The sequence below is a fragment of the Clostridiaceae bacterium genome (assembly GCA_012840395.1).
In the GTDB taxonomy this organism is placed as follows: domain Bacteria; phylum Bacillota; class Clostridia; order Acetivibrionales; family DULL01; genus DULL01.
Genome location: DULL01000015.1, coordinates 1 through 8,619, shown reverse-complemented (window position 1 = coordinate 8,619; position 8,619 = coordinate 1). Strand labels below are relative to the sequence as shown.

6 protein-coding genes are annotated in these 8,619 nt (G+C 36.3%); 3 read left to right on the top strand and 3 right to left on the bottom strand.

Annotation, left to right across the window (positions count from 1 at the left end):
* The first annotated feature begins 138 nt into the window (after window positions 1-138).
* Window positions 139-1,512, top strand: coding sequence for an extracellular solute-binding protein (locus GXX20_01755; protein HHW30390.1), 1,374 nt, complete (start codon window positions 139-141; stop codon window positions 1,510-1,512).
* A 206-nt stretch (window positions 1,513-1,718) separates the two neighbouring features.
* Window positions 1,719-3,287 carry an AarF/ABC1/UbiB kinase family protein gene (locus GXX20_01750; GenBank protein ID HHW30389.1) on the top strand — a complete coding sequence of 523 codons (1,569 nt, stop codon included), beginning with the start codon at window positions 1,719-1,721 and terminating at the stop codon, window positions 3,285-3,287.
* 49 nt (window positions 3,288-3,336) lie between these two features.
* On the opposite strand, the gene GXX20_01745 is transcribed toward GXX20_01750, so the two are convergent.
* The 3 genes from GXX20_01745 to GXX20_01735 form a co-directional block, all read right to left on the bottom strand.
* Entirely contained in the window at window positions 3,337-4,905 is a 1,569-nt protein-coding gene (locus tag GXX20_01745; protein ID HHW30388.1) for a diguanylate cyclase, read from the bottom strand.
* Between the two features lie 132 nt (window positions 4,906-5,037).
* Window positions 5,038-6,141, bottom strand: coding sequence for an aminoglycoside phosphotransferase family protein (locus GXX20_01740; GenBank protein ID HHW30387.1), 1,104 nt, complete (start codon window positions 6,139-6,141; stop codon window positions 5,038-5,040).
* Window positions 6,142-6,261: 120 nt separating this feature from the next.
* The gene (locus GXX20_01735; protein ID HHW30386.1) at window positions 6,262-7,305 is read right to left on the bottom strand and encodes an NAD-dependent epimerase/dehydratase family protein; all 1,044 of its coding nucleotides are present in this window, start codon (window positions 7,303-7,305) and stop codon (window positions 6,262-6,264) included.
* Between the two features lie 207 nt (window positions 7,306-7,512).
* On the opposite strand from GXX20_01735, the gene GXX20_01730 reads away from it, so the two are divergent.
* Window positions 7,513-8,475 (top strand): hypothetical protein, encoded by a 963-nt coding sequence (locus tag GXX20_01730; GenBank protein ID HHW30385.1) that lies wholly within the window; start codon window positions 7,513-7,515, stop codon window positions 8,473-8,475.
* Window positions 8,476-8,619: the final 144 nt, after the last annotated feature.

The window sequence follows — 8,619 nt, the reverse complement described above, 5'->3', positions numbered from 1 at the left end:
TGTGAAGCCGGATGATGTGCTTGATGTTTGGAAAAGTATGAAGTTTAAAGTGTTATGTTAACTATGATTATTGATGGGTCGAACAGTGGCTTTAGTCACTGATTTAATACAATAATAATTGTACAAGGAGGTAACTAAATGTTCAAAAAAGCTCTTATCGTTCTATTGGTACTTGCTATGGTTGTATCCATGTTTGCAGGCTGCCAAAAAAGCGAAACACCGACTACCAAAGAACAAACTGCCAGCCAGGATAGCAATGCAACAACGACTGTAGAGAAGAAAGACTTCACCCTTAAGGTATGGACATTTCAAACATTCTCCAATGAAACCGACCAGCGCGTAATAGACCAAATTCAGAAATTCTCTCAGACTTCAGGTGTTAATGTGGTAGTTGAAACAGTACCCGAAACCACCTATACTCCCAAATTTACTGCATCACTGGAAGCAGGTGCTCTTCCAGATGTAATGTGCATGCGCCCTGACCATATTAATATCACATATCCAAATATTCCTTTCCTTGATATCACCCAGATTTATAGAGAAATCGAAAAAAACACCGGCAGGAAATTTATAGAAGGCTATGTTGAACATCTAACCGCAGAAGGAAAAGTTTATGCAATACCATTCTTTACATCAGGCCAGCCTGGAGTTTACAGAACCGACTTATTTAAGAAAGCAGGTTATGATAAGCTTCCCGAAACCTGGGATGAAATTTGTGAAGCAGCCCTAAAGGTAAGCGATCCCTCAAACGGCATCTATGGCCTAGGAATAGGTTGCGGTCCCACTGACAATGATGGAGAAACAGCATTACGTCTTTGGATTTGGTCAGAGGGTGGCGCACTGTTTGATAAAGATGGCAACCCTGATCCCGTGCAGCCTGGAACCATTAAAGTTGTACAAAAATATGTGGAGCTGTACAAAGCTGGAGCAGTTCCGAAAGCTGCCACTACCTGGGACGCAGGTGGAAACAATAACTCTTATCTGCTCAGAGAATCAGCCCTAATTTTCAATCCCTTTACGGTTGTTAATGCTATGAAAGGTAATAAGGACTATGAGGACCTGTTAGAAAATACCGGTGCAACTACTCTGCCTAAAGGAAGTGTAGGCCATTTTACGAAAATGTTTACAACCGGAGGTTTTGCCATTAATGCAAAATGCAAACATGTGGATGCAGCCCAGCAGCTATTGGAATTTCTTTGTGAAAAAGAATGGTACAATAGTTTTGTGGCTTTGTCTGCACCACTAAATCCTCCTGTTTTTGAAGATGCCGCAGAGATTGAGCCATGGTCCACAGACCCATATTGTAAAATAATGATAGATATGTCCCTCGGCCAAAGCGGCTGGTTTGGCTATCCTTGTGACACTATTGAAGCAAGAAAGGCAGGAGCTCTTGTATTCAATAACTACTTGCTTGGAAAAGCCATAACCAGAATAATTCAAGAGAATCTGGATGTTGAAGAAGGCCTTAAACTCTTGAAGAAGGATATGGAAGACTTATTGAATAGAAGCTAGTGGATTTAACAAAGCATCAAGAAGTCAAGGGAAGGTTCCTAATTATTGTAAGAAACAGGATACCTTCCCCCTTTTCATTTTTTCAAGTAAAGTACCCATTTTCTTTTTTCCTCTATCTGCTCTTGAATTACTGTCTCTTTAACCATACAATTAGTATATATAAAGAATGCTGAAAAGCTTTATTCCACAAAGGAGAAAGAGTTAATATGAGATTAAAGGATATAGCACTGGTGCTGAAACGTCACGGCATAATCCGGGGAATATCTCCTCAGCAGCTAAGATCAATTCTTGAGGACTTAGGTCCAACTTACATAAAGCTTGGGCAGTTTATGTCAATGCGCCCGGACATATTACCCCGCGCTTACTGTGATGCTCTCGAAGGCCTTCGTACTGATGTAAAGCCGGTTCCCTTCGAGGAGATCATTAATACTATTGAGGAGGAATATGGCTTTTCTGTAGATAAGGTCTTTTCTAACATATCAAAGGAAATAATAGGCTCAGCCTCTATAGCCCAGGTACACAAAGCCACATTGAAAAATGGAAATAAAGTGGTTGTTAAAGTACAACGCCCCGGTATATACCAAATAATGCAGGAAGATATCCAGTTGCTGAAAAAAGCTGCAGGTATAATGAAAATAATCGGCATAACCGGAGAAGCCATTGATTTTAGAATTATTTTGGATGAAATGTGGGCTGCAGCTCAGCAGGAAATGAATTTTCTCATTGAAGCAAATAATATTGAAGAATTCACAAAACTAAACAGAGACGTTGAAAATATATATTTCCCAAAGGTTGAAAAATCACTGACTACAACTAAAGTTCTAGTACTGGAGTACATAGAAGGAATTCCTATAAATGACATCGACAACCTAAAAAAGATGGGTTATAACATAAATGAAATTGGAATGAAACTGGCCGAGAATTACACCAAGCAGATTTTAGATGACGGCTTTTTCCATGCAGATCCCCATCCGGGGAATATTATAATAAAAGATGGAAAGATTGTTTGGCTGGATCTGGGAATGGTAGGACGGTTGACAAACCGTGACAGAACGTTGCTTAAAAAGGCAGTAACTGCAGTTGTTGACAGGGATATAGATGAACTCATAAATATTCTGTCAGCCATGGGTACTGTTAAAGGTAAAGTAAATTATGGCAGCCTTTATGAAGATTTGGATCAAATACTAATACGATACAGTGATATAGAACTTGCAAACTTAAACTTAGGTGAACTTCTTTCCAAGATGTTTGAAATAGCTAACTGCCACAACATTTCCACACCTCAGGGTTTATCTATGCTTGGAAGAGGGATACTTACCATTGAAGGAGTGCTGGCGGCATGCAGTCCAGACATAAACTTTATCCAGGTAATAACTAATCATATGTCAAAGTCGATTTTATTTGATATTAATGTTTTAAAAGAACTGTCCACTTCTATAGAATCTCTGTATAATATTTCAAAAAAAGGCATATCACTGCCTGCTCAGATATCAGATGTACTTAAAGCGGTATCCAGAGGAAGAGCAAAGTTGAATGTGGATATTACCGGTGCTGGTGACATTTTACGTCATATGGACAATATAGCAGATAAACTGGTTGTATGTATTATAATTGCTGCACTGTTGATCGGCTCCAGTTTAATATGCACAACAGACATGACCCCAAAATTCTTTGGAATTCCAGTATTAGGCTTTGCAGGTTATTTGAGTGCAGCCGTTTTGGGATGCTGGCTTATATTTGGTATCCTGTCAAAAAAATGGAGGAAGTTTTATTGAGGTATCATTAACTTGGCAAACTCGCTTCGCTTAAAGAAAGGATTATTCATTATCTAAGTCTGAATAATGTTACCAGATTTCTTCCATTCGCTTTAGACTCATATAATGCCTGGTCTGCCTGTTTCATTATCTCTTCCAAATTTTTTGCTCCATTGGAATAAGAGGCAACTCCAATGCTTACAGTAAGCTCAATATAGGTTCCTTCATAAAATATTTTTTTACTTTCAACTATTTCTCTGAATCTTTCAGCAGCTAATCTAGCTTTCTCAATAGGAGTATTGGTCATTATTATTGCAAACTCTTCTCCTCCAAGTCTGCCTGCAATATCACTTTTTCTGATATTATCATTGATTATTTTACCAAATTCCCTAATTACAGCATCTCCTGCACAATGGCCGTAAGAATCATTAATATTTTTAAAGCGGTCAATATCTACCATGATGATAGAAAATACCTGGTTTAAAACTTTAGCCTTTATGAACTCATTATGTGCCAGTTTCATAAAGTGTCTCCTGTTAAATAATCCGCTCAATTCGTCAACGATAGCCAGTACCTCCAGCTTCTGCTGTATCAATTTTTTATCGGTAATATCTCTGATACTTTTTAAAATGCCGACTTCCTTTCCATATGTATTTTTTAAAAATGTTGAATTAATCTCAAAGAATTTTGTCATTCCACCATTTTTCAACTTGTATTCCCTGGAAGACTCTCCCTTAATGAAATCCAGCAATTCCTTATTATTATCGATAATATCCTCAATATTAGCTTTTCGTAGTATTAAATTGCAGGAAGTAAAAAAATTCTGTGCCGCCCTGTTATAATCAATTACTCTGTGTTCCATATCCAAAAGAATCATGGCGTCAATACCATTATCAAATATGTTGTCATGGGCCATAACCCTTGCATCTAAAAAATAAAATCTAAATATGGTATACATAAATAAGAACAAAGAAACAGGCATAATAAAAGCAGCATAATCCAAAGCAAATTCACTTAAATCAAATAATATAATAAGAAGACCAATATATGGGATTACAGAGGCTGCAAACAAAATATTCAATTTTGAACGTTCATATCGTACATTCTTTTTGTATTCTTCATATAACAAAAAACTTGTTATGATCATTGTAAAAACCAAATAAATACCATATATATAATACCAGGGACCTTTCTCCAGTATAAGTAAATTAAAACCAAGTATTTCTTTAATTCTAAAAGATTTATAATACAAATGATGGTATGAATTGGTAAGCCTTATTATAAAAGTTAAGAATGGTATTATAAAAAATATAAATATTTTCCATATATTGTAATAAGTAATCTTGTTTGTATATATAAGTGCCAGGACAAACAAAAGAGCCGGGAAAAAAGGAAGTCCGAAATATTGAACCTGGTTCCAGAAGATGGCTTGTTCAAGGGTAGCGCTATTTAATTCAAGCAAATAGCCAAACAGATATAATAATGCACATAAATATGAAATGGTAAAGATTCTTGAATTTCTTAACCTGCTTCTGCTAATTATACTGGTTGAGAAATACAATATCATTATTATTGAAACAAAAAGATACAGGCTGACAATATTTCTCAGCATACGAATTCTCTTCTTTCTTTGTGACATATAATTAAACCCTCTTTAACATGCCATAGAATTCTTACGTGCAGTTCTCCCATGACAATGCTAACAGAGATATTCCGTCAAAACCATCGATTGCGGAAAAATATGTCTGTCCTTGTGTCTCATTATTATTCTTTATACATATGCCATAAGTCTGTCAATAGTATTTCTCATAACATCATAATTCAGGATCATATCCTCCGCCAGTTTAATCTGACATCTTGCCCTATCCAGATTATGACTCTGCCTGTTTATACGATAATACTTGTCTCCATTTATATAATCAGCAAGAAAGCGGGAAGCTTGCTCAATAGTTATTACTACTGCTCCCAAAGCCATGTTGTCCAGTTCTTTTTTTGTTAAGAAATCCTTTGAAGCACTGATAAAACCACTGGCAAAAGCTTCAAAATTTTCAATAGCCAGACCAATCTTTGACAAGTCTGTCTCATCTTCCACTGCCCTATTAGCTGCAAAACGGATAGCGTCTCCAAAGTCATACATGCTTAGGCCGGGCATGACAGTATCCAGATCTATAATACATAAAGGTTTATTGTTATCTTTGTCTATAAGAATATTATTATATTTTGTATCATTATGAACTACTCGAAGTGGAATCTCCCCCCTATCCTGCATTTCTACCAATTTCACTGCAATATCAAGGTATTTTTCAATAAATTTGATTTCTCTTTCAACTTCTTTTACCCGTCCAATGGGATCAAGAGCTACTATATTGAAAAAATCATCCATTCTCTTTTTGGTATTATGAAAATCAGGTATGGTTTCCTTAAGAAGGTGAGCCGGGAAATCAGACAGAACATATTGAAACTGGCCAAAAGCATATCCTGCATTACTTAGCAATTCAGGATTCTCTACCGTCTCATAGCTTATGGAATTTTCTATAAAAGGGCTCACTCTCCAGTACTCTCCATCAAGTACTACATAATTATCTCCATCTTTACTGTCCAGAAAATTTACAATATCACAACCAGGTTTAATTTTTGCTGACTGCCAGTGCTGGGTTATTTTTCTAATATTGCTCATAATTCCTGCCGGATCTTTAAAAACATGATGGTTAATTCTCTGAAAAATATATTCCTTATGTTTATTATTTCCCAAAGCAAACCTAACATGATATGTATCGTTAATGTGGCCGCTTGTGCATAGAGTATATCCTTCAAATGTTCCTTCAATATCGTATTTACTGTAAACCTTTTGCAGCTTTTCCTCCAGCATTTCCAAATGGGCTCCCGTTATTTTTCTCTCTTATAATAATTTATAACTTATTATTCTTTATTTATTATAAAATTCCTGTCTATTTCCCATATATTTAATTTTTTTCTCTCGAATATTCTTTTTTTATTAAAATAATTGTTTTATAAGCTTCAATATACCCTGCTTCCAAGGTACACGGTGTGACACGCCTGTTTCATTACCAAACTTATCCAGATTATCAAGATACCACTGATAGTTTCTGCATAAAGCATCCTTATTTGAATAAATGGGCTTAAACCCAAGCACTCTTTTAGCCTTCTCTATTGAAACAATAGAGTCTTTCGATGCAGTTTCATAAACCCATTTATATAGGGGAGACAAATTCAGCGCTTCAAGCAGCCTTAACATCCAGATCACTGGTGCGGCGGGAAATGTCTTAATTCTCTTACCATATCCAGCCATGTCGAGAACCGCTTGATAATCCTCTGCCATTGTTGTAAATTCTTCAGCTCCAATATTAAATGTTTCATTGACTTTATCCTTATCCAGAGTGGCACATAATTCAATTGCTACACATAAATCATATACATCAAGAAGCTGATATCTATTCTTGCCGTTTCCAATCAAAGGAAATCCCTTGCCGTCTTTAGCCCAGTCGTAAAGTAGCGCAAATACACCCAATCTCTCCGGCCCTATAAAGGATTTAGGACGAAGTATCGGCACACACATCCCCTTTTCCCTAAACTCTAAACAAATCTTTTCAGCAGCGATCTTTGCTTCGCCATAGGGGCCAACTCCAATAAGTTCGTCGTCTTCATACAAAGGATGATGGTCCGGAATACCGTATACAGCAGTTGATGATATCATAATCATCCGCTCTATACTATTTTCTAAAGACGCTTCAAGAACATTTCTTGTTCCATCGATATCAGTAGAAAAAATATCTTCTTTTTTATAAAGAGGCAAAGCAGCGGCTGCATGTACAACTATATCGCTGCCTTTCATGGCATTAGTTAATCTATTCTTATCTCTTATATCTCCCTTAACTACAGTAACAGTGTCCAGATCCTTTTCAGGGTAATTAAAATCTGCAATATCATAGGACACTACTGTATGTCCCTTTTCTAATAAATACCTGACTAAATTAATACCTAAAAATCCAGCGCCACCTGTGATGAAATATTTCGACATAATAAGCACTTCCTTATCCTTTTATGTAACTATGTTGTAAATAAAGCAAGTAAAAGTAAACCACATAATCTAATAAATATTATTTTACCACAAATATTAAAAAAAGATATATATCAACTCTCTTCATCATCCCTTGCAGCTAGATAATAAAAATGGTACCATTATTATAATTTACTTGTCATATTTATTCTAAAAAAGGATGATGTTATGCGTTTTGTTGTAATGTCAGATACACACTTTTATGTGGAAGATAAAGTTAAGCACAGTATCTTCTGGAACAGATCATTGCCCGGAAGGGGTGATGAAATCGCCAGAAACATTGTGGATTCAATAAAAGAAAAACAACCTGATTTTGTAATCCATTGTGGGGACCTGATCGACAGAGGTTATAAAGAATGTTTCGAATTTGCAAAAGCAATAATGGATGATATTTCTGTACCCTGGTTCATGGTTCCGGGAAATCACGATACATTGGAACCTATAACAAGGCATGATATCTCCTCACTGTACGGCTTACCTCTTGAACAAAACTATTACTCAAAAGATATTGGTCCTATTCATTTCATATTTCTGGATACCTGCTATATGCTTGCCGCTGATGGTAGAATACTTCCCTGCAGAGATGAAAACCTGAAAAAGCAAGGCCTTCTGAAAGGATTCATAGTACCTCCCGAAGAACTAAAATGGCTGAAACAGGAACTTGAAGCAAATAAAAACAAGAATGTGATAATTGTAAGCCATCTGCCGCTTAAATATAAAAATATATATCCTGTATCCACCTTGCCCGACGGAACCGCTATTGAAAGTGGGAAAGGATGCTCTCCTAAGCTCTTTACAGATGCTTTGGGTATTCATTTGATAAATGAAAATGAAGTAACTTCATTATTTAAAGGTTATATCAATATCAAAGCAGTATTTTCCGGTCACTGGCATTTAAATGATGTTTATAAAGAAGATGGCATTGTATACTGCCAGACATGTTCATTAAGGGAATATCCCTTTGAATTCCGCGTAATTGATTTGATCGAGGGAGCATCAGGAAAATATCTTGAAGTGACCACTCATCCTCTTCTGAACAGTGAATTTGCTCAGGAATCCTATGTTGAAGACAGAAACAACAGCTGGATTAAAGGAAGTCCTGAGGACAGAACTTTCACCATAAGTTTATAAACTATATATACTAGAAAACAATCGAGTAGGAGGTAGGTGATTAATTCACCTACCGACCTCTCACACCACCTAGCCTACGGTCCCGTACTAGGCGGTTCCCAAGTTTACGCCGTTACGGTTTTGTAGTAATCCCAGAAAAATGTG

Coding starts and splice junctions, on each gene's coding strand:
- GXX20_01755 (HHW30390.1), top strand. CDS start 139: ATGTTCAAAAAAGCTCTTATCGTTCTATTGGTACTTGCTATGGTTGTA.
- GXX20_01750 (HHW30389.1), top strand. CDS start 1,719: ATGAGATTAAAGGATATAGCACTGGTGCTGAAACGTCACGGCATAATC.
- GXX20_01745 (HHW30388.1), bottom strand. CDS start 4,905: ATGTCACAAAGAAAGAAGAGAATTCGTATGCTGAGAAATATTGTCAGC.
- GXX20_01735 (HHW30386.1), bottom strand. CDS start 7,305: ATGTCGAAATATTTCATCACAGGTGGCGCTGGATTTTTAGGTATTAAT.
- GXX20_01730 (HHW30385.1), top strand. CDS start 7,513: ATGCGTTTTGTTGTAATGTCAGATACACACTTTTATGTGGAAGATAAA.